Consider the following 19,876-nt stretch of genomic DNA (forward strand, 5'->3'; position numbering starts at 1 on the left):
GACGCTGCCACGCGCATCTGCGACAATGCCGCGCTGCGCCACCGTGGCGCCTGGCCCGGGAGTCCCCCCAACATGCTTCTGATCGGCGTTGCCGGTACCGAACTCAGCGCACAGGAACGCGATTGGCTGCAGCACGATGCGGTTGCCGGCGTGGTGCTGTTCAAGCGCAACTTCGCCTCGCGCACCCAGGTGGCCGAGCTGTCGGCTGCCATTCGCGCCGCCGCGCCACGCCCGGTGCTGGTCTGCGTGGACCAGGAAGGCGGGCGCGTGCAGCGGTTTCGCGAAGGATTCAGCGCGCTGGCGCCGCTGCAAAGCTTCGGTGCGCAGTACGCGCATGACCCGGAGTCTGCACTGGCCGCCGCGCGCGCGCATGCGCAGTTGATGGCCAGCGAGGTCCGCGCCAGCGGCGTGGACCTGAGCTTTGCCCCGGTGGTGGACCTGGGGCGCGGCAACCGCGCCATCGGCGATCGCGCCTTCAGCGACGACCCGCAGATCGTGGCCACCTTCACGCGTGCTTATGTGCAGGCGCTGCACGGCGCCGGCATGGCCGCCACGCTCAAGCATTTTCCCGGCCACGGCACCGTGCTGGAAGACACCCATGTCGACCACGCCAGCGACCCGCGGCCGCTGGAGGTGCTGCAGGCCGAAGACCTGGTGCCGTTCGTGGCGGGGATCGAGGCCGGCGCCGACGCCGTGATGATGGCGCACGTGGTCTACCCGCAGGTCGCGCCGGAGCCGGCCGGCTATTCGCAGCGCTGGATCGAGCAGATCCTGCGCGGCCAGATGGGCTTCCGCGGCGTGGTCTTTTCCGACGACATCGGCATGGCTGCCTCGTTCAGTGCCGGCGGTGTGGCGGGCCGGGTGCATGCGCATCTGGATGCCGGCTGCGACGTGGTGCTGGTGTGCCATCCGGAGCTGGTCGCCGAATCGCTGCAGGCCGTGCAGGGCCGCAGCCTCAATACCGCTGCATTGATCGGCCTGATCGGCCGCGGCGCACTAGGCTGGGATGGCCTGCTCGCCGGCACCGACGCCTCATTTACCACTCCTCCTTCTGCCCATTTCGGAACAACTGCCTGATGTCCACGCTCACCATTTCCCAGGCCCTGGCCCAAGCCGATCTGCTGGTCGACCGTCCGGCCGTCGATGCCGCCGTTGCCACCATCGCCGATGCGATCGCACGCGACTATGCCGGCGAAGTGCCGGTGTATCTCACCATCATGCACGGTGCGCTGCCGTTCTCCGGCCAGCTGGCGCTGGAGCTGGGCGCACGTGGCCAGGACCTGCAGTTCGATTACCTGCATGCCACCCGTTACCGCGGCGAAACCACCGGCGGCGAACTGGTGTGGAAGCACCGCCCGGCCACCGCATTGTTCGGCCGCCGCGTGATCCTGGTCGACGACATTCTCGACGAGGGTTACACGCTGCAGGGCGTGCGCCAGTGGTGCCTGGAGCAGGGCGCCACCGACGTGCGCGTGGCGGTGTTGACCGTCAAGCGGCACGACCGGTGCGTGCCGGGCGTGACTGCCGACTACGTGGGCGTGGAAGTGCCCGACCGTTACGTGTTCGGCTTCGGCATGGACGTCAACGAGCAGTTGCGCGGCATTCCTGCCATCTATGCGATGAAGCAGTAACGCTGCAAATCCATGCCCGCATCGTTGCGGGCAGATCGGCGCGCACGCCTGCGCGCCCCATCATGTCTTTCGCTGCAGAGGTCGGTTGTGTCCGCAAATTCCATCGCATTGGCCGTCATCGGCGGCACTGGTGTCTACAAGCTCGCGCAGCTGGACGATGTGCAGTCGCACGACGTCGAAACGCCCTATGGCGCGCCGTCCGGGCCGATCCGCGTCGGCATGCTGCTCGGCCATCGCGTCGCCTTCCTGGCACGCCATGGCGAAGGCCACTCGCTGCCGCCGCACAAGGTCAATTACCGCGCAAACATCGCTGCATTGCAGCAAATCGGCGCCTCGCGCGTGCTGGCGCTCAACACCGTGGGGGGTATCACCGAACAGTTTGGCCCGCGCGTGTTGGCGTGCCCGGATCAGTTGATCGATTACACCTGGGGCCGCGTGTCCACCTTCTGCGAAGAGCCCGGCAGCGAGGTACAGCATGTGGATTTCGGCCATCCGTATTCGCCGATGTTTCGCAGCAAGGTCATTGCGGCAGCCAAGGTGACCGGCGTCACGCTGGTGGCCGGCGGCTGCTACGGCGCAACGCAGGGACCACGACTGGAAACGGTTGCAGAGATCGCACGCATGCGTCGCGACGGCTGCGATCTGGTGGGCATGACCGGCATGCCCGAAGCGGGCCTGGCGCGCGAAAAAGGCCTGGAATATGCGTGTTTGGCGATCGTGGCCAACTGGGCGGCCGGCTGTGGCGACGCGCTGGAAATCACCATGGCCGAAGTCTTGGCCAACGTCGATGCGGCGTCGTCCGGGCTGCCCGAGCTGATTGGCGAACTTGCACGCGGGTGATTGTCATCGGGGCATAAGCTTTGCATACTCGGCGCGTACGCACCGCCGTACACCACCCATTAATTATTGCAAAGGTCTCGCATCACCATGCCGAACGGTACCGTCAAGTGGTTCAACGACGCCAAGGGATTTGGCTTCATCTCACCGGAGGACGGCAGCGCCGATGTCTTCGCGCACTTCTCCGCGATCAATTCCAAGGGCTTCCGCAGCCTGCAGGAAGGCCAGCGCGTCAGTTATGACGTGACCCAGGGCCCCAAGGGTGCCCAGGCTTCGAACATCACGCCGGTCGAGTAATCTGACTCGATTGTGCGGTTGAAAAACCCCGCCACGGCGGGGTTTTTTTGCGCCGGTTGTGCGCGGGCAGCAATAGCCAAACAGAGCAGGGACGATGCAACGAGCATTACGTATTGCAGTGGTGGGCTACGGAACCGCGGGGCAGGCATTGGCCGTGCTGCTGGGCGCCGATGGGCATCAGCTGGAGGTATTCGAGCGCGCAGCTGCACCCGGGCCGGTGGGCGCCGGTTTTCTGCTGCAACCCAGCGGGTTGCAGGTGCTCTGGAACATGGGCTTGCTGCCGCAGGCGCTCGCGCATGGCGCGCCGGTGCGCCGCTTGTATGGCGACACGCCGTGCGGGCGCGCGGTGATGGACATGCAGTACCGCGATCTGGATACGCGCCTGATGGGTGTGGGCATGCAGCGCGGCGCGTTGTTTACGCTGCTGCGCGAGGCCTGGCCGCAGCACGCGCAACTGCATGTGGATACGCAGATCACCGCGATCGATCACGCGGGCGTGCGCGTGCAGGATCAACGTGGGCAGTGGCATGGCCCCTTCGATCTGATTATCGCCGCCGATGGCTCGGCTTCCACGTTGCGTGCGCAGGCACAGGGAACGCAGCTGGATCGGGTGTATCCATGGGGGGCGCTGTGGTGCCTGTTGCCGCGCGAAGACTGGCCGTTTGTAGACGAATTGCGCCAGCGCTATATCGGCGCACGCAAGATGATCGGCCTGTTGCCGGTGGGCACGCGCCCGGGCGACGACACGCCGCGGCTGAGTTTTTTCTGGAGCCTGCCGTGCAGCGATTTCGTTGCGTGGGAACAGCGCGGCATTGCCGCCTGGCGCGATGAGGTGGCGCAGATGTGGCCAGAGGCGCATGCGCGGCTTGCCACGGTGCAGGTGCATGGTGCTCTGGCGCGCGCGAGCTATCGCGATGCGGTGGTGTCGCGCTGGCATCGCGGCCGTTTCGTGCTTGCAGGCGATGCCGCGCATGCGATGAGCCCGCAGTTGGGGCAGGGCGTGAACATGGCGCTGCTGGATGCGTTGGCGATGCGCGATGCCTTGCGCGCCAGCGCCGATCTGGACGCTGCCTTGCAGCGCTACCAGCGCGAACGCCAGGCGCACGTGGCGATCTATCACCGCTGGAGCCGCTGGCTGACGCCGCTGTTCCAGTCCGAACGCGATCTGTGGGCACATGGCCGCGACCTGCTGCTACGCCCGATGGGGCGCGTGCCGGGCGGGCGCGGGCACATGCTGCGCGTGCTCAGCGGCACCCAGCATGGCTGGTTCGGCAAGCTGGCGCTGGCGCCGGAATTCGTCGAGGCTTTGGCGCGACCAGTCGCGCGGCTGGCCGACGCTAACGCCGAAGCAGCTGCGCAGTCGTAGCTTCGGCCGGTGCGTGCGTCATTGGCTAACGCACCGGCAGTGCCAGCGCATCGCCTTCCACGCAGGCAACCAGGCGCTCGCCTTCGGCCAGCGTCGGCACGATGCCTGCGGTGAACTGCGAGAACGCCGGCAGGATGGTGACGCGCTCGCGCAACCAGAACGCCGGCCAGCGCCGTGACAGCCCCGGTAGCTTGGCCAATGGATGCAGATGCCCGCACAGCACGTGGCCGCTGGGATGCGGCAACGGGTCGTGGCGCAGCACGAACGGGCCATCTTCGACCTGTTCGCCGGCCGCTTCGACGTGCAACTCCGCACCGGCCAGGGCGCGGTCGTGATTGCCGCGAATGGCGATCACGCGTAACGCGCAATGCCGTTCGCGCCATGCGCTCCAGCGTCGGTGCCAGGCCGCGCGTGGGGCAGGGCCGTGCAAAAGGTCGCCCAAAATCCATAGCGCCTGGACATCGCGTTGATCGAGCAACGCATCCAGCCGTTCCAGATCGTGCGCGGTGCCGCCGGCCGGCAAGCCGATGCCGGCACGTCGGAACACATCGGCCTTGCCCAGATGCAGATCGGCGATCAACAGCGCACGTTGTGCCGGCCGATACAACGCGCGTTCGCCGAGCAATTCCACGGTTTCGCCGGCCAGCTGCAGCTGCACGCTATCGCCCATGCTTGCGCTCCAGTTGTTGGGCAGCGCGCAAGACGCGGGCCTTCCAGTCTTCGGTACTCAGTTGCCCACGCACGCGTTCTGCCCACAGCGGAAACGATAATGGTGTGAGGCTGCGCGGTTTGCACAGGCGCAACGCGCGGCGCGCGCAGTCTTCCAGCGCATGTGCAAGCCGCGCCAGTTCGAGCTGGCCTTCGAACACTTCGCGTTCGGCTTGCGCAAGCAGCAAATGATCGGGGTCGAAGCGCTGCAACACGTCGTACAGCAAGCCGCTGGAGGCCTGCAGCTGACGCAGGCTGCGCGGCGCACGCCCAGGCAACGAGGGCGACAACAATCCCGCCACGCGCGCGATCTCGCGAAATTGCCGGCGCGCCAACTCGCCCAGATTGAGGCTGTCGCGCAGATCGTCGAACAGGCCCACCGGCGAGAGCAGGGCTTGCAGTACATCGGCGTCGATGTCGACATCCTGCGCCGGCGACAGCACAAATCCATAGTCGTTGGCAGCGAAGCTGAAGGTATTGCGTTGGCGCCGGCCCCAGCGTGCCGCGAGCAACGCGGCCAGGCCTTCGTTGACCTGCCTGCCGGCGAAGGGGTAGACGAAGACGTGGCGGCCGTCGCGCGCCTTGACGCTTTCCACCAGCAGATGGTCCGGCCCAGGCAGCGAAGAAAGCGACGCCTGCAGGTGCAGCAACGGCGCCAGTGCCTGCATCTCCGGCGCATCGCCAGGGTCGGCGAACACCGCTTCCACCTCGCGGCCCAGCGCCGACGACAACGGCATGCGCCCGCCCATCCATTTCGGCACCACGCCACTGCCGCCCTTGGCCACGCGCACGTAGGCGGTCATGTCTTCCAGGCGCACCAGTTCCAGCAGGCGGCCGGCGAACTGGAAGCGGTCGCCGCGGCGCAGGCGGCCGATGAATTGTTCTTCCACCGCGCCCAGCCGCCCGCCGCGCAGGAACTGCACGCGCACGCTGCCGTCGCTGGTGATCGTGCCGATGGACAGCCGGTGCCGCAGCGCGACGCGTCGGTCGATCACGCGGTACAGACCCTCGTCGTCGCGCACCACCTTGTGGAAGTCCGGGTAATGCGCCAGCGCGCTGCCGCCTTGCACGATGAAATCCAGCACCGCGTTCCAGGTGGTTTTCTCCAGCGCGGCGAAGGCATCGGTACCGCGCACTTCCTCGAACAACGCATCGGCGTGGAAGCCGCCGCCGAGGGCGAGGGTGACGCAGTGCTGCGCCAGTACGTCCAGCGACAACCGTGGCGGTAGACGCGCTTCGATATGGCCGTGCACCAGCGCGCGACGTGCCGCGGCGTATTCGACCAATTCCAGCGCATGCGAAGGCACGCACACCACGTGCCCGGATTCGCCGGGACGATGGCGTGCGCGCCCGGCGCGTTGCAGCAGGCGCGCGATGCCTTTCGGGCTGCCGACCTGCAGCACCTGATCCACGGCCGGGAAGTCGACGCCCAGATCCAGGCTGGAGGTGGCGACCACGCAGCGCAGGCTGCCGTCGGCCAGCCCGCGTTCGGCGGCCGCGCGTAGCGATGGATCCAGCGAGCCGTGATGCAGCGCCAGCGTGGCCAACTCCTCCGGCCACACCGCGCTCAAAGCCTGATGCCACAACTCGGCCTGCGCGCGCGTATTGGTAAACACCAGGCTGGTGCGCTGTTGCATGATCTTTTGCAGCACGCGCGCCAGTTGCGCCAGACCAAGGTGGCCTGCCCAGGGAAAGCGCTCGCCACTGTCCGGCAGCAAGGTTTCAAGCGTCATCGTGCGCGGTTTGACGCCGGAGACCAGCGCCGCCTCGGGGCGATGCGGCAACAGCACATCGCGTGCCTGCGATAAGTTCCCCAGCGTCGCCGACAGCCCCCAGATGCGCAGGTGCGGCGTCCATCCGCGCAAGCGCGCAAGACACAATTGCAGCAACACGCCGCGCTTGTTGCCCAGCAGCTCGTGCCATTCGTCGACGATCACACAGCGCAATGCCGACAGCTGCGGCGCGGTATCCGGATACGACAATAGCAAGGCCAGCGATTCGGGCGTGGTGACCAGCACGTCGAGCTTGCCGCTGCGTGCCAGCCGCTTGTCGCGCGCGCTGGCATCGCCGGTACGCAGGCCCACCTGCCAATCCAGCCCCAATGCGTCCACCGGCTCGCGCAGCGCGCGTGCGGTGTCGGCGGCCAGTGCACGCAGCGGCGTGATCCACAACACTTGCAGATTGCGTTGCGGCTGGCGGCGCGCAGGGGAGGTGGGTTTGCCCGGTTTGCGCGGGGATTTGCGCCCACGCGCGGCCAATGCCTCCAGTAACGGCCCGCCAAATGCCGCCAGCGTCTTGCCGCTGCCGGTGGGCGTATGCAGCAGGCCCGATTCGCCGTCGAGATAGCGCTTCCACACATCGCGTTGAAACGGCAGTGGCGCCCAGCCGCGCTGCGCGAACCAGGCACGCCACTGTTGCAGTGGCGTGCCATACGTGTGCTGCGTGACGCTCACCGCGCCAGTGCCTGCAGGGTGCTCAGATGATCGGCTTCGGCCATCGGCTTGTCGTGACGCCAGCGCAGGATGCGCGGGAAGCGCACCGCGATGCCGGACTTGTGCCGCGCGCTGCGGTTCACCGCTTCAAATCCCAGCTCGAACACATGATGGGCGGTGACCGCGCGCACCGGGCCGAAGCGCTCGGTGGTGTTGGCACGGATCCAGCGATCCAGTTGAAGAATTTCCTTGTCGTCCAGGCCCGAATAGGCCTTGGCGATCGGCACCAGTTGGCCCTCGTGCCATAGCCCGAAGGTGTAGTCGGTGTAGAGCGTGCTGCGTCTGCCGTGGCCGGCCTGCGCGTACAGCAGCACCGCGTCGATGGTCAGTGGGTCGATCTTCCATTTCCACCAATCGCCGCGACGGCGACCGGATTGATACACCGAACTGGCGCGCTTGAGCATCAGCCCTTCCACGCCGCGTTCGCGCGCTTCCACGCGCACCTGCGCTGCGGCCTGCCAATCGCTGACCTGCACCAGCGGCGAGGCAACGATGCGCGGATCTGCCAGCGTGGCGAGCACGCCTTCCAGCAGTGCGCGCCGCTCCTGCAACGGGCGCTCGCGCAGGTCTTCGCCCGCCAGTTCCAGCAGGTCGTAGGCCACCACGCGCGCAGGTGCGGCGGCCAAGGTCTTGGGCCCGGGCTTGAGCCGTTGGATGCGCGTCTGCAACGCGGTAAACGGCATTGGCAGGGGCTGTTCGGGTTGCCAGGCCAGCAGCTCGCCATCGATGACGGTGCCGTCCGGCAATTGCAGTGCGGCGTGTTCGATTTCGGGGAAACGTCCATCCAGACGCTCTTCGCCGCGCGACCACAGCGCCGCTTCGCCGGCGCGGCGAATCAGCTGCAGGCGGATGCCGTCCCATTTCCATTCCAGCAGCCAGTCGTCGATGGCGCCCAGCGTGTCGACCTCCGCTTCCAGCGGCGATGCCAGAAAGAACGGATAGGGCTGCTGGCGGTCGCCGGGCAGTTCTTCGCTGGTCAACAGGTCTGCAAGATAGGTGGGATGCGGCCGCCAACTGCCGAGCATGCGCTGCGCAATGCGCGCGATATCCACCCCCGACAATTCGGCCAGCGCCTGCTGCACGAGCCGTTGCGACACCCCAACCCGCAATGCGCCGGTCAGCAGCTTGTTGAACACCAGCCGCTCGTCGAAGGCCAGGCTGCGCCACGCCTGCACGATGCAGGCCTTGCGGACTTGCACGTCCTGGTTGGCGATCGGCAGCAGCCGCTGTTCGATCCATTCTGCCAATGGCAGATCGGCCGCCTCGGCGACCGGGTCGTCCAGCAGCAAGGCCAGGGTTTCGGCCAGATCGCCGACATGGTCGTAGCTGTCGGCGACCAGCCAATCGGCAACGCCGGCGGTGTCGGTGATCCATTCGCGCAGTTCGCCGCTGCTGGCAATGCGCATGCGCGCGCTGGCTACCTTGCCACCGGCCAGCAGATACAGCGCCCATGCCGCGTCCAGCGCGGGCGCATCGCGGAAATACGCGACCAGCGCAGCGCGCTTGTCGAGCGTGCCGGTGCTGCGGTCCAGGGTGCGGTACAACGCCGCGAAACGCTTCACGGCAGCGCCTGTGTCGCTGCGCGCCTGTCGGCAGCACGCAGCTCCAGTGCGCGTCGGGTAAACGCGGCAAGCACGCGTGGGCGCCGCAGCGGTCGCGGTGGGCCGATGGTGGCCGCTGGCGCGTTGCGATGCACGCAAAACGCCAAGGCATGACGGCGGAACGCGAGCGCGCCGCTCAAGCGAATGCGCGGACGCGCGCGAACATAACGACGTGCGGGCAGCGGGTTCATTCCTCGGCTCCAAAATCGGTGCGGAAGGCTTCTGCTGCGACGCCCCGTTCCCGCAAGTGTTGGATCAATGCATCGGTATTGCCATGGGTGGCAATGACGCGCTGTGCGCCGGTTTCTTCGATGGTGCGCAGCAGGTCGGGCCAGTCGGCATGGTCGGAGACCACAAAGCCCCGATCGTAATTGCGCCTGCGGCGATTGCCGCGGATGCGCATCCAGCCCGAGGCAAAACCCTGCTGTGCGCTGCGAAAACGGCGGATCCAGGCGCTGCCGGCCGCCGATGGCGGCGCGATGACCAATTGCCCGGCATAGTCGGCGCCGCGCGCATGCTCGCTGACCGGCTGGGTATCCAGCATCGGGATGCCCGCCTGGCGATAGACCTCCACACCCACCGCGACCGCGCCATGCAGCAATGCCGGCTGCGTCTCCCACGCGCGCAATTCGGCCAATACGCGCTGCGCCTTGCCCAGCGCATAGCAGTACAGGATGGCCGCTTCGCCGCGTTCGGCGCATTCGCGGCGCCAGGCAGAAATATCGGCCGCAACCTGGGAGGTGTCGGGCCAGCGGTACACCGGCAGGCCGAAGGTCGCTTCGGTGATGAAGGTGTCGCATGGCACCACTTCGAACGGCTTGCAGGTGGGGTCGGGTTGGCGCTTGTAGTCGCCGGAGGCGACCCAGACCTCGCCATCCACTTCGATGCGCACCTGCGCCGATCCCAGCACGTGTCCGGCCGGATGCAGCGACACGCGCGCACGCCCCAACTGAAACGCTTCACCGTCCGCATGCGTGTGATAGACCTGTTCGCCCAGGCGCCATTGCAGGATGGACAGACTCTCGCGCGTGCAGTGGTATTCGCCCATGCCGCTGCGGGCGTGGTCGCCGTGACCATGCGTAATCACCGCGCGCGGCACCGGCCGCCACGGGTCGATATGGAAATCGCCTTGCGGGCAATACAGGCCCTCCGGCCCGAGCACCACCAGATCGCCGCGTGTGTGAGATGTCTCATCGTTGCCGTTGCGCATGCGGCAACTCTGGCCAAGCCGGTGTGCAGATCCTGAGAATGGGAACCGCGTGCGGCGGTGCCTTCGCGCGGCGCGCGCTTACCGGCAGGTGCCACTCCCTCGCGAGCAGCCGCCGGACGGGCGTGGACGGTGCGAGGAGGCTACGGGTGCACGTGGCACATACCAATGAACTCACCGCCACGTTCGTCCGGCAGTGCGCGTTTAGAGTGTTGGCGGCCGCGTGGATCGTGGACGCCTCAGAGCGGCCAACAAAACGTAGCGAGCGGCCGTCAGGTGGCGTGGACGCTACGAAGGAGCCGCGGTGTACGCGTGGTACATGCCGATTCCGAGCACCGGCCGCGCCCGCCTGGCCGCTGCGCAGTCGTTTTGTTAGCTGTTCTTAATGCCGCGTACGCCGCCCGGGCGAACGCACCGCGCTCGCTTCCACCGCCAGGGTGAAGCCGCGTTCTTCGCCGCCGTGCATGGCGCCGACATCGACCACCTGGCGACGGATCTCCTCGCCCTTCCCGTTGCGCACCACCACCACCACCGTGTATTCCCACGGATCGCCGTCGGCCGGGTGGCGGATGGTGCCGTCGACCTTGAGCGGCACGATCGGCGCCGGCTGCGCGTGTTGCGCAGCCGCTGAATCGAAGCGCAGGTGGTGCTTGCACGCAGGGCAGACGCTGGCGCTTTCCAGGATCGTCGCCTTGCAGTGCGGGCAGCTGCGCGTGGCGCCGGGCGTGCCCGGGCGAGGTGCACTCATGTGGCGTCGCTGTCTCCGCTGACCAACGGCTTGCTGGCAGTGACCGGCTTGCCGCCATCATCGCCCCAGCCGAAATCGGCCTGGCCGCGCATGCGCGCACCCGAGGCCACCGTGAGGCTGCCAGCCTTGACGTCGCCGACCAACACACCGGACGTCTGCAGTTCGACCTGCGCGGCAGATTCGATGTTGCCCTCCAGCTCGCCGGCGATGATCACCTTGTTGGCGCGCACGCCGCCATTGAGCTTGGCGCCGCGTTCGATGGTCAGATCGCCCTTGACGTTGACATCGCCCTTGAAGCGGCCGGCCAGACGCACGTGGCCGGCGCCCTCGATCTTGCCTTCGATGCTGATGTCGGCAGCGATCAGCGACTCTTTCGCTTCGCTGTGACGCTGCGTGGCCGCAGCTGCCGGCGCGACGCTGGGCGCTGCGGCGGCGGGCACCGGCGGTGTGGGGCTGGCCTCGGCGGTGAAGAGCCTGCCATCGGCCGCAGGAACCTCGGGGGTGACCGGAACGCCGTCTTTCTTGTTGGGACCTTGATCGCGCCACATCGACATCGGACTGCCTCGCTTTAGGGGTCGAGGCCGACTATCGCTGCGCAACTGGATCTTTTGTGTGACGGACTCCGCAAACCGGGATGGGCGGCGCGCGTGCCGAAGCTGTCGGCAAACGCTGCGAGCAGCCGTCAAGTGGGTGCGCGCGGCGCACCAGGGCCGCAGTCTCCGCGTGCTACCTCCCGGCTTCGGGCGCGGCCGCGCCTGGCTGCCCGCCGTGGCCTTGTCAGCTACCTTCAGTCCGCACTGTCCGTAGCAGCACCGTATCGCTCGACCCGGTTGCGCCCAGCATGCTTGGCCCGATACAGCGCTGCGTCGGCTTTCTGGATCAGGCTCGCACCCTGTTCGCCATCGGCAGGGAAGCTGGCCACGCCGATCGAGGCCGTCACCTTCGGCAAGGCGCGCGCACCGTCGCTGACCGCCAGCGCGGCGATGTAACTGCGAATCTGCTCGGCCACGCGCATGGCTTCTTCGCCATCGGCTTCGGGCAGAAGGACGGTGAATTCCTCACCGCCGTAGCGGCATGCCACGTCCTCGGCGCGCAGGCGGGTCAGCAGCAATTCGCCCACCGCTGCCAGCAACAGGTCGCCGCCGGCATGGCCCTGGCTGTCGTTGAACTGCTTGAAATGGTCCACGTCCAGCATTAAGACCGACAACGGCAGACCACGCCGTGCGCACCGCGCCAACTCGTGGCTCAGCGATTCTTCCAGATAGCGGCGGTTATACAGCCCCGTCAGCGCATCGCGGATCGACTGCCGGCGCAGCGACTCGCGCAGACGCAGGTTGCTCAGCGCCAACGACAACTGTTCGGCGGCCGCCTCGGCGATTTCCAGCCGCGGCATCGGCCCCGGGCCGGCGGCAGACAGGAACAGAAACCCGAGCTGGGTGCCTTGCGCCGACATCGGCAGGCACGCGGTGGTGACGGATGCATCGTGTGCGGGTTCTTCGATATGCGCACACAGCGCATCCCGGCCCAGGTCTTGGACGATATGCGGCTGGCCGCGGCGCAGCGCCCAGCACTGCTCGGGCGACAGATGCGGCGCGCTGCGCACCAGCGGCTCGCCCCAGTGGCTGATCGCCTCGGCGCGGTCCTGCGAGGCGCGCAGCAGGTACACGCTTCCCGCCACGCCCGGCAGCAGGCCGGCCAGGGTACGGCTGCTGACCATCAACGCTTCTTCGGCACTGATGCAGCTCTGCAGCAGGCCGGTGTAACGGCTGAGCAGGTTGAGATCGGCGGTACTGCGCTGCAGTGCCTCGATGCTCTCGCCCAACTCGCGATTGGCCTGCGCCGCCAGCTGTTCTGCCTGCGCGCGGTGGCGCAGTTCGCGCATCAACAGCGCATAGACCATGCCCACCACCAACAGCCCGAACGGAATGCCGGCCAATGCCAGTGCCAGCAACAGGTTGGCGCTTTGTTCGCTGCTTCGCGCGCGTTGTGCCAGCAGCTCCTGTTCGCGCTGCACCATCGCCAATGCCAGCTCGCGGATCGCGCTGGTGGTGCGGAAGGCGCTCTGCCGGATGTCGGCACGTGCCGGCTCCAGCCCACTTTGCGTATAAATGTCGAGCACGTGCTGAATCTGCCGCAGGCGGGTTTCCACCAGCCGTTGCAACTGCGCCAGGTGCTGCTCCTGTGCGGGGTTGTCGACGATCAGGCGGCGCAGGTTGTCCAGCAGGATCGGCAGACGTTCGACACTGGTTTGGTAGCCCAGCAGGTAGGCGTCGTTGCCGGTGAGCAGGAAGCCGCGCTGCGCCGACTCGGCATCGAGCAGGCGCGCCTGGATCTCGTCGACCCGCCCGATCACCTCGTGGGTGTGCGACACCAGCGCGGCATCGGCCAGCGAACGGCGGGCACCGACGAAGATGCCGATTCCGATGACGACGAAGATCAGCGCAGAAAAAATCAGCGCCAGCTGGTTGCGCCGGCGCGACGTAAAAGAAGAGGACATATGCGAATGCTAGCCTGCCGGCCTCGACAACACGAGCCACCCGTCGGCCGAGACAAGCGCGCCGGCACATGGCCGGCGCGTTGCGGGTGCTGTGAGAGGGGAGCGACTCAGTGCTGCGCGTGGTCGGCGTCGTGCTTGTCGGCGTTCTGTTCGGCCTTGTTGGCCATTTCGCGCGTCTTGTCGGCAGTGGCATCGGCCGCATTGGCGGTGGCACGGCTGGCGTCTGCGGCCAACTCGCGCGCAGCCACGCGTGCATCGGCAGTTGCGGCCTTCGCTTCCACTGCCGCACGGTCGGCGGCCTGTTCGGTCGCGGCGGCGGCGTGCTTGGCGGCAGAAGCGGCATCGCGGCGCGCCTGCTCGGCATCCGGGCCCTGACAGGCAGCAAGGGTGAGGGCGGCGATGGCGCTCAACGACAGCATGCGGATCGTCTTCATGGGTGGTCCTGTTCCTGTTCCGGTGTTGGAAGCCGGAGCTTATGTAGGAGGCGATGCAGTCTGCGTCAATGCGTGGCTGGCCATTCAGCCGCCGGGGAGACAGACGCAATCGTGCAGGTTGTCGGTGGTCTTGCCGGCAGGTACGGCGTGCAAGGCTTGCACCGCAGGCAAAGAAAAAGCCGCTGGAAACCAGCGGCTTTTTCCGAACTCGCTTGGAGTCAAGAAGTGATTACTTCTTGGCTTCTTCTGCGGTGTCCTTAGCAGCCTTGGCGGTGTCTTCAGCCGTCTTGGCAGCGTCGGCAGCCTGGTCAGCAGCAGCGTCGGTCGCGGCGCCGGAAGCAGCCTGAGCAGCGGTGTCGGCCGAAGCAGCAGCGGTGTTGGCAGCAGCCTGAGCGGCGTCAGCCGACTGCGAGCCCGAGGCAGCAGCCTGGTCGGCAGCGGTCTGAGCGTCGGCAGCAGCTTCGTTAGCCGAAGCAGCAGCGTCCTGAGCCTGTTCCGGCTTCGAGCAAGCGGTCAGGGCCAGGCCCAGAGCCATTGCGATCAGCAGCTTGTTGATGGTCATTGTTTCAATCCTCGTCGTTAGATTAGGCAACGCGCTATTGCGCGCCCCCGACATGATGACGGCCACAAGACGAGTGTCAAGCGCACGCGCATTCAGTTTTGCAAAATCGCCGTTAAAGATAATTAAATCAATTCGATAGCGATGGCGGTCGCTTCGCCGCCGCCGATGCATAGCGTTGCGATTCCGCGCTTGCCTCCGCGGCTGCGCAACGCGTTCACCAATGTCACCACCAAACGCGCGCCGGATGCGCCGATCGGATGGCCCAGTGCGCAGGCGCCGCCATGCACATTGACCTTGCCGTGCGCGATGCCAAGTTGCTTGATTGGCGCCATCGCCACGACGGCGAAGGCTTCGTTGATTTCGAAAAGGTCCACATCGTCCAATTGCCAGCCGAGCTTGCCGAGCAGCGATTGAATCGCAGCGACCGGTGCGGTGGTGAACCATTCCGGCTCCTGCGAGTGGGTGACATGGCCGACGATGCGCGCCAGCGGCGTCACGCCGCGGCGTTGCGCGTCGTCCGCGCTCATCAGTACGGTGATTGCCGCGCCATCGGAAATGCTCGAGGAACTGGCCGCGGTCACGCTGCCGTCCTTCTTGAAGGCTGGCTTCAACGTCGGAATCTTGGCCACGTCGGATTTGCCCGGCTGCTCATCGCTGTCCACGACGACTTCGCCCTTGCGCGTGGCGACCGTCACCGGCACGATTTCGTCGGCAAACGCGCCGCTGCGCTGCGCCGCCTGCGCGCGCTCCACCGAGGCGATCGCGAACGCATCCTGGTCGGCGCGGCTGAAGCCGAGCTTCTCCGCAGTGGCTTCGCCGAATACGCCCATGGCCTGGCCGTCATACGGGTTGGTCAGGCCGTCCCAGGCCATGTGATCGACCGCCTGGAAATTGCCGTAGCGGTTGCCGGTGCGCGAGTTGGGCAGCAGATGCGGGGCATTGCTCATCGACTCCATGCCGCCGGCCACCACGATGCTGGCCGAGCCGGCCCTGATCAGGTCGTGTCCCAACATGATCGCCTTCATGCCCGAGCCGCACACCTTGTTGATGGTGGTGGCGCCGGTCGAGGTAGGAATGCCTGCGGCAATCGCGGCCTGGCGCGCAGGTGCCTGGCCGAGATTGGCCGGCAGCACACAGCCGACGATGACTTCGGAAATATCGGCAGGCGCGATACCCGATTGCGCGAGCGCCCCCCGGATGGCAGCCGCGGCAAGCGTGGGTGCCGGCACCGCGTTGAATTGGCCGAGGAACGAGCCGATGGCAGTACGTTTGGCAGCAACGATGACGATGTCGGACATGAGCAGATACCGTTTAAAGTGAAACGATTATCTGCCTCATGGCGGCGCCGCGCCAGCACGCGCCCCACGCGCACGCTTTCCGATTAAAGTAAGCAAAGCGTTATTCGGGCCCGATTGGGCCCCATCCATGGAATGGGTTCGGGGAGAACACCAATGAAGAAGCAAGACGTCGCCAGGACCGTGCTGGCCTCGGCGCTGGCTGTTGCGTTGACCGCGTGTGGCGGTGGTGGTGGCGGAGGTGGTATCCGTCCAAGCACCCCGGCCGCACCGCCGGTGACCTCGCCACCACCGCCTCCGCCGCCAACATCACCGCCGCCACCGGTGACAACGCCAACGACGCCGGAGCCGGCGATCGATGCGCATCTGGCGCTGACCAACGCGCGTGCGGCTCAGGCGCTTGGCTTTACCGGCGCGGGGTACCGCATCGGTGTCATCGATACCGGCATCAATGCCAATCATCCGGCGTTGCAGGGACGCGTCAGCGACAGCTTCATCTATGTGGATCCACGCACCAACAACACCGCAGTGGGCGATGTGGTCGGGCACGGGACCGCGGTGGCCGAGCTGGCCGCCGGGCGTGCGGTCGGGCAATGGCCCGGCGGCATCGCGCCGGGTGCGGGCCTGGTGTCTGCGCGCATCATCAGCGACCGTGCGCCGGACGATGACGGCAGCGGCGACGGCAACGAGGTCGATGGACCGCTCGGTCTGGGGCCGGTGCATGCCGATCTGATCAGTGCCGGTGTGCGCATCATGAACAATTCGTGGGGCGGCCTGTATTGGAACGACCCGACGGTGACCAATCAGATTGCCCAGGAATACCGCCCTTTCATCCTCAGCAACGATGGGCTGGTGGTGTTCGCGTCGGGCAATGAATCGCGCTCGCAGCCCTCCGATACGGCGGCGCTGCCCAGTCAGCCTGGCCCGAACGGGACGCTACCGGCGGCCGATCTGGAGCGCGGTTGGTTGGTGGTCGGCGCGCTGGATACCGCCAACCCGACGCAACTGGCGTCGTACTCCAACGCCTGTGGTGTGGCGATGCGCTACTGCCTGGTCGCGCCAGGCACTTCGCTGTTCATCGACCCGGACGCCACTGCCGGCAACATCCGTTATTTCTACGGCAGCGGCACCTCGTTCGCAGCGCCGCTGGTCTCCGGTGCGGCTGCGCTGGTGTGGCAGGCATTTCCGTATTTCAACAATGATCTGGTGCGCCAGACCTTGCTGGGAACCGCCACCGACTTGGGGGCTGCTGGCGTGGATCCGGTCTTCGGCTACGGCCTGCTCAACGTCGGCAAGGCAGTATTGGGGCCGGCACGCTTTGATTGGGGCACGGTGGATGTCAATGTCACGACCCTGCGTTCGACTTGGGCCAACGACATCAGTGGCACCGGCGGCCTGACCAAGCGCGGCACCGGCACCTTGGTATTGAGCAGCACGGCCAATACCTTTAGCGGCGACACCCAGGTCCTTGGCGGCACCTTGCAGACCGCCAGTTTGCAGAGCGCGCGAGTGAGCGTCGCCAATGGCGCGCGCCTGGTTGGCGCGGGCAACATCGGTGGTCGGGTCGACAACGCCGGGACCTTGCAGGTCAACGGCGCGACCGCCTCCATTGCCGGCAACTACACGCAGGCCAGCAATGGTCGCCTGGCACTGAATGTGGGTGACCGGTTGAATGTCGCGGGCACGGCGACCATCGCCGGCGACCTGCAATTGCTCGGTCGGCGCGACTACGTCGCCAACAACACGACCTACGCGGTGCTGCAGGCGACCAATGGTTTGCAAGGCACATTCGACACGCTGAGCAGCGGGCCGGCGGTGACCTTTCTGAGCGCCACGCGCAGCTACGACGCCAACACCGCGTATGTGTCGCTGCAGCGCATGGATGTCACCGCGGTCGCTGCGTCGCTGGGCGCGATCGGCACCGCGTCGATGGATTCGGCCATCCGCGTCGAGCAGGCGTTCCAGCAGGTCGATGCGCAGCAGTTCCAGGGCAATGGTGCGCTCAGCGGCGGCTTCATTCGCGCTGCAGCTGCCTTGCAACAATCGCCAACCGCCAAGGCCGCGGCGGATTCGCTGCGCAGCCTATCCGGCCGTGCGCATGCCGACTCTGCGGCGATGACCTTCGACACCATCGATCTGGGTCGCCGCGCGCTGGCAGCGCATTTCGATGGGCTCTCGCAACAGCCGCGTCTGTTGGGCAACTGGCAACGGGCACTCGGCGGGCCGGGCGAGGGCGGTGCAACCACTTCGGGCTTTGCCACCTCCGGCTGGATGATGGGCAACGATGTGCGTCTGGCTTCCGGTGCGGCCACCGGTTTTGCGTTCGGCGAAACGCGCTCCAGCAGCCTGGGCGACCTGGATGGGGCACGCGGGCGCGATCGTCAGGTGCAGGCGAAGCTGTATTGGGGCACGACATTGGGCGCTGCGTACACGCTGGGCCAAGTGGGCTTTGGCAACGTCAATCGGCAGATCGAGCGCATCCTGCAGCTGGGCGAAGACCGCAGCAGCGCCTTCAGCGACTACAGCGGCAGTTACCTCAGCAGCAATCTGGAAACCGGGTACCGCCTGGGTGGCGCGCATGCAAGCCTGACGCCGTACATGGGCCTGGATTACGTGCGTTTGCGCAGCGACGGTTTCCGCGAAAGCGGCGGCGATGGCTTCGGCTTGCGTGCCGACGCGAATACGTCATCGCGCACGCAGGCGCTTGCCGGTGTGCGATCGGCGTATCGCTGGCGCGGTATCCAGCTGGGCGGCTATGCGGAATGGCAGCAGGCGCTGAGCAGCGATGGCTTGACGCTAGATGCCAGCTTCGTGGGGGTGGATGCGTGGGCACCGCTGCGTGGCATGCAACCGGCACGTTCGGGTGGTCTGTTCGGCATCACCGCTGCAGCACCGCTTGGCCAGCAGAGCCAGCTGCGTTTCGGTTACGACCAGCGGGTGGGCGAGCGCGGCGACGACCGTGCGTTTAGCCTGAAGTACAGCGCCGATTTCTGATCGGCGTGCATGACGCCCGGGCGCAATGCCCGGGCGTGGCGTTTTCAGCGGCAATCTCGTACTGCGCTGATCGCTACGCCCAATCTATCTGTTGCCAGTTACTCGCCGCGTAGTTTGTGCAGGAAGCGCGGCGCAGTACGACCCAGCGGCAGCTTGAGTTTGCTGATGGCCTCAATGCGCGCTTCGGCAATCTGATCGGCCGCCTGCTGCGGCGAAACGTCCAGCTGCGTGGATAGATCGAAGACCTTTTCCAGGTTGTGATAGATGCTGCGGATCAGCCGCATCGCACGCTCACGGTTGTAGCCGTCGATCTCCAGCGACACATTCATCACCCCACCGGCATTCACCACGTAATCGGGTGCATACAAAATGCCGCGTCGGTGCAGCTCTTCGCCGATGGCGGCGCTGGCAAGCTGGTTGTTGGCGGTGCCGCAGATGATCTTGGCCTTGAGCTGCGGTAGCGTGTCTTCGTTGATGGCGCCTTCCAGCGCGCAGGGAGCAAATACGTCGGCCGATACCTGATGGATTTCATCCGGGCGCACCGCTTCTGCGCCGTATTCGGCCACTGCGCGGTCCACCAGCGCCTGATTCAGGTCGGCCACATAGAGTTTTGCGCCGCGCTCCTTGAGCAGCTTCACCAACTCCATGCCGATATGGCCCAGCCCCTGGATCGCAATGCTGGCCTTGCCGACTTCTTCGTGGCCGAGCTTGCGGTTGAGCGAGGCCATCAGTGCCTGCAGGGCGCCGTAGGCCGTGAACGGGGCAGGGTCGCCGGAGCCGCGGTGCACCTGGTGCACACCGGTGACGTACTCGCTTTCCAGGTAGATCTGCTCCATGTCATTGACGTCCGTGCCGACGTCCTCGGAGGTGATGTAGCGCCCGCCGAGGGTATCGACGAACCGGCCGAACGCGCGGAACAGCGCTTCGGTCTTGTCGGTCCGAGGGTCACCGATGATGACCGCCTTGCCGCCGCCGACATTCAGGCCGGCCAGGGCGTTCTTGTAGGTCATGGTGCGGCTCAGCCGCAGCGCGTCGTTGAGTGCCGCCTCGCTACTGGCATAGGGGCGCATCCGCACGCCACCCAACGCTGGCCCAAGGCGCGTGCTGTGCAGGGCGATGATCGCCTTGAGCCCGGCGTCGCGGTTGTGACAGAAAATCACCTGCTCGTGGCCGGTGGTATCGAGGGTTTCGAAAAGCATCGAAGGCT

The 19,876-nt window shown here is 66.5% G+C and carries 18 protein-coding genes and 1 other RNA gene; 6 read left to right on the top strand and 13 right to left on the bottom strand.

All coding sequences use genetic code 11. The annotated features are described in order from the left end of the window. The first annotated feature begins 72 nt into the window (after positions 1-72). From nagZ to ACCQ15_RS06690, 5 genes are all read left to right on the top strand, one after another. Positions 73-1,077 carry a beta-N-acetylhexosaminidase gene (gene nagZ, locus ACCQ15_RS06670; RefSeq protein WP_008574267.1) on the top strand — a complete coding sequence of 335 codons (1,005 nt, stop codon included), beginning with the start codon at positions 73-75 and terminating at the stop codon, positions 1,075-1,077. Further along, entirely contained in the window at positions 1,077-1,631 is a 555-nt protein-coding gene (locus tag ACCQ15_RS06675; protein WP_218488365.1) for a hypoxanthine-guanine phosphoribosyltransferase, read from the top strand. The genes nagZ and ACCQ15_RS06675 overlap by 1 nt, the downstream gene beginning before the upstream one ends. Before the next feature lie 87 nt (positions 1,632-1,718). Continuing rightward, complete coding sequence (locus tag ACCQ15_RS06680; protein ID WP_011346828.1) at positions 1,719-2,471, top strand: S-methyl-5'-thioinosine phosphorylase; 753 nt, start codon at positions 1,719-1,721, stop codon at positions 2,469-2,471. Positions 2,472-2,558: 87 nt separating this feature from the next. Further along, the gene (cspE, locus tag ACCQ15_RS06685; RefSeq protein WP_003488188.1) at positions 2,559-2,765 is read left to right on the top strand and encodes a transcription antiterminator/RNA stability regulator CspE; all 207 of its coding nucleotides are present in this window, start codon (positions 2,559-2,561) and stop codon (positions 2,763-2,765) included. Between the two features lie 94 nt (positions 2,766-2,859). Beyond that, positions 2,860-4,131, top strand: a complete 1,272-nt coding sequence (locus tag ACCQ15_RS06690) for an FAD-dependent oxidoreductase (RefSeq protein WP_029818977.1) — start codon at positions 2,860-2,862, stop codon at positions 4,129-4,131. Positions 4,132-4,156: 25 nt separating this feature from the next. Here the strand turns inward: ACCQ15_RS06690 and pdeM are convergent, their stop codons facing one another. The 12 genes from pdeM to ACCQ15_RS06750 form a co-directional block, all read right to left on the bottom strand. Further along, positions 4,157-4,801 (bottom strand): ligase-associated DNA damage response endonuclease PdeM, encoded by a 645-nt coding sequence (pdeM, locus tag ACCQ15_RS06695; protein WP_071117335.1) that lies wholly within the window; start codon positions 4,799-4,801, stop codon positions 4,157-4,159. Beyond that, positions 4,791-7,292, bottom strand: a complete 2,502-nt coding sequence (locus ACCQ15_RS06700) for a ligase-associated DNA damage response DEXH box helicase (protein ID WP_372381357.1) — start codon at positions 7,290-7,292, stop codon at positions 4,791-4,793. Before ACCQ15_RS06700 ends, pdeM begins: the two co-directional genes overlap by 11 nt. Continuing rightward, entirely contained in the window at positions 7,289-8,893 is a 1,605-nt protein-coding gene (locus tag ACCQ15_RS06705; protein WP_372381358.1) for an ATP-dependent DNA ligase, read from the bottom strand. Before ACCQ15_RS06705 ends, ACCQ15_RS06700 begins: the two co-directional genes overlap by 4 nt. Continuing rightward, positions 8,890-9,123 (bottom strand): hypothetical protein, encoded by a 234-nt coding sequence (locus ACCQ15_RS06710; protein WP_029818981.1) that lies wholly within the window; start codon positions 9,121-9,123, stop codon positions 8,890-8,892. Before ACCQ15_RS06710 ends, ACCQ15_RS06705 begins: the two co-directional genes overlap by 4 nt. Beyond that, positions 9,120-10,142 carry a ligase-associated DNA damage response exonuclease gene (locus tag ACCQ15_RS06715; protein WP_014089699.1) on the bottom strand — a complete coding sequence of 341 codons (1,023 nt, stop codon included), beginning with the start codon at positions 10,140-10,142 and terminating at the stop codon, positions 9,120-9,122. The genes ACCQ15_RS06710 and ACCQ15_RS06715 overlap by 4 nt, the downstream gene beginning before the upstream one ends. Before the next feature lie 243 nt (positions 10,143-10,385). After that, positions 10,386-10,460: non-coding RNA, sX9 sRNA (locus ACCQ15_RS06720), on the bottom strand. Positions 10,461-10,521: 61 nt separating this feature from the next. Further along, on the bottom strand, positions 10,522-10,887 hold the full coding sequence (locus ACCQ15_RS06725; RefSeq protein ID WP_008578205.1) for a hypothetical protein: 366 nt from the start codon (positions 10,885-10,887) through the stop codon (positions 10,522-10,524). Beyond that, on the bottom strand, positions 10,884-11,441 hold the full coding sequence (locus ACCQ15_RS06730; RefSeq protein WP_008578206.1) for a bactofilin family protein: 558 nt from the start codon (positions 11,439-11,441) through the stop codon (positions 10,884-10,886). The genes ACCQ15_RS06725 and ACCQ15_RS06730 overlap by 4 nt, the downstream gene beginning before the upstream one ends. A gap of 233 nt (positions 11,442-11,674) precedes the next feature. Then, positions 11,675-13,384 (bottom strand): diguanylate cyclase, encoded by a 1,710-nt coding sequence (locus tag ACCQ15_RS06735; protein WP_014089702.1) that lies wholly within the window; start codon positions 13,382-13,384, stop codon positions 11,675-11,677. Between the two features lie 107 nt (positions 13,385-13,491). Continuing rightward, complete coding sequence (locus ACCQ15_RS06740) at positions 13,492-13,818, bottom strand: XAC1346 family secretion chaperone (RefSeq protein WP_011346837.1); 327 nt, start codon at positions 13,816-13,818, stop codon at positions 13,492-13,494. Positions 13,819-14,047: 229 nt separating this feature from the next. After that, complete coding sequence (locus ACCQ15_RS06745) at positions 14,048-14,380, bottom strand: hypothetical protein (RefSeq protein WP_040231499.1); 333 nt, start codon at positions 14,378-14,380, stop codon at positions 14,048-14,050. A 122-nt stretch (positions 14,381-14,502) separates the two neighbouring features. Beyond that, a complete protein-coding gene (locus ACCQ15_RS06750; RefSeq protein ID WP_122273136.1) occupies positions 14,503-15,678 on the bottom strand; it encodes a thiolase family protein in 1,176 nt (391 codons plus the stop codon). Between the two features lie 153 nt (positions 15,679-15,831). On the opposite strand from ACCQ15_RS06750, the gene ACCQ15_RS06755 reads away from it, so the two are divergent. Beyond that, on the top strand, positions 15,832-18,669 hold the full coding sequence (locus ACCQ15_RS06755) for a S8 family serine peptidase (protein ID WP_372381359.1): 2,838 nt from the start codon (positions 15,832-15,834) through the stop codon (positions 18,667-18,669). A gap of 98 nt (positions 18,670-18,767) precedes the next feature. On the opposite strand, the gene ACCQ15_RS06760 is transcribed toward ACCQ15_RS06755, so the two are convergent. After that, entirely contained in the window at positions 18,768-19,868 is a 1,101-nt protein-coding gene (locus ACCQ15_RS06760; RefSeq protein ID WP_005924809.1) for a Glu/Leu/Phe/Val dehydrogenase dimerization domain-containing protein, read from the bottom strand. Positions 19,869-19,876: the final 8 nt, after the last annotated feature.

Source organism: Xanthomonas sp. NCPPB 1754, assembly GCF_041475725.2.
Lineage (GTDB): Bacteria > Pseudomonadota > Gammaproteobacteria > Xanthomonadales > Xanthomonadaceae > Xanthomonas > Xanthomonas euvesicatoria.

Bases quoted from the DNA above. Each gene is read 5' to 3' on its own strand.
- nagZ (WP_008574267.1), top strand. From the start codon at position 73: ATGCTTCTGATCGGCGTTGCCGGTACCGAACTCAGCGCACAGGAACGC.
- ACCQ15_RS06675 (WP_218488365.1), top strand. From the start codon at position 1,077: ATGTCCACGCTCACCATTTCCCAGGCCCTGGCCCAAGCCGATCTGCTG.
- cspE (WP_003488188.1), top strand. From the start codon at position 2,559: ATGCCGAACGGTACCGTCAAGTGGTTCAACGACGCCAAGGGATTTGGC.
- ACCQ15_RS06690 (WP_029818977.1), top strand. From the start codon at position 2,860: ATGCAACGAGCATTACGTATTGCAGTGGTGGGCTACGGAACCGCGGGG.
- pdeM (WP_071117335.1), bottom strand. From the start codon at position 4,801: ATGGGCGATAGCGTGCAGCTGCAGCTGGCCGGCGAAACCGTGGAATTG.
- ACCQ15_RS06710 (WP_029818981.1), bottom strand. From the start codon at position 9,123: ATGAACCCGCTGCCCGCACGTCGTTATGTTCGCGCGCGTCCGCGCATT.
- ACCQ15_RS06715 (WP_014089699.1), bottom strand. From the start codon at position 10,142: ATGCGCAACGGCAACGATGAGACATCTCACACACGCGGCGATCTGGTG.
- ACCQ15_RS06725 (WP_008578205.1), bottom strand. From the start codon at position 10,887: ATGAGTGCACCTCGCCCGGGCACGCCCGGCGCCACGCGCAGCTGCCCG.
- ACCQ15_RS06730 (WP_008578206.1), bottom strand. From the start codon at position 11,441: ATGTCGATGTGGCGCGATCAAGGTCCCAACAAGAAAGACGGCGTTCCG.
- ACCQ15_RS06735 (WP_014089702.1), bottom strand. From the start codon at position 13,384: ATGTCCTCTTCTTTTACGTCGCGCCGGCGCAACCAGCTGGCGCTGATT.
- ACCQ15_RS06740 (WP_011346837.1), bottom strand. From the start codon at position 13,818: ATGAAGACGATCCGCATGCTGTCGTTGAGCGCCATCGCCGCCCTCACC.
- ACCQ15_RS06745 (WP_040231499.1), bottom strand. From the start codon at position 14,380: ATGACCATCAACAAGCTGCTGATCGCAATGGCTCTGGGCCTGGCCCTG.
- ACCQ15_RS06750 (WP_122273136.1), bottom strand. From the start codon at position 15,678: ATGTCCGACATCGTCATCGTTGCTGCCAAACGTACTGCCATCGGCTCG.
- ACCQ15_RS06755 (WP_372381359.1), top strand. From the start codon at position 15,832: ATGAAGAAGCAAGACGTCGCCAGGACCGTGCTGGCCTCGGCGCTGGCT.
- ACCQ15_RS06760 (WP_005924809.1), bottom strand. From the start codon at position 19,868: ATGCTTTTCGAAACCCTCGATACCACCGGCCACGAGCAGGTGATTTTC.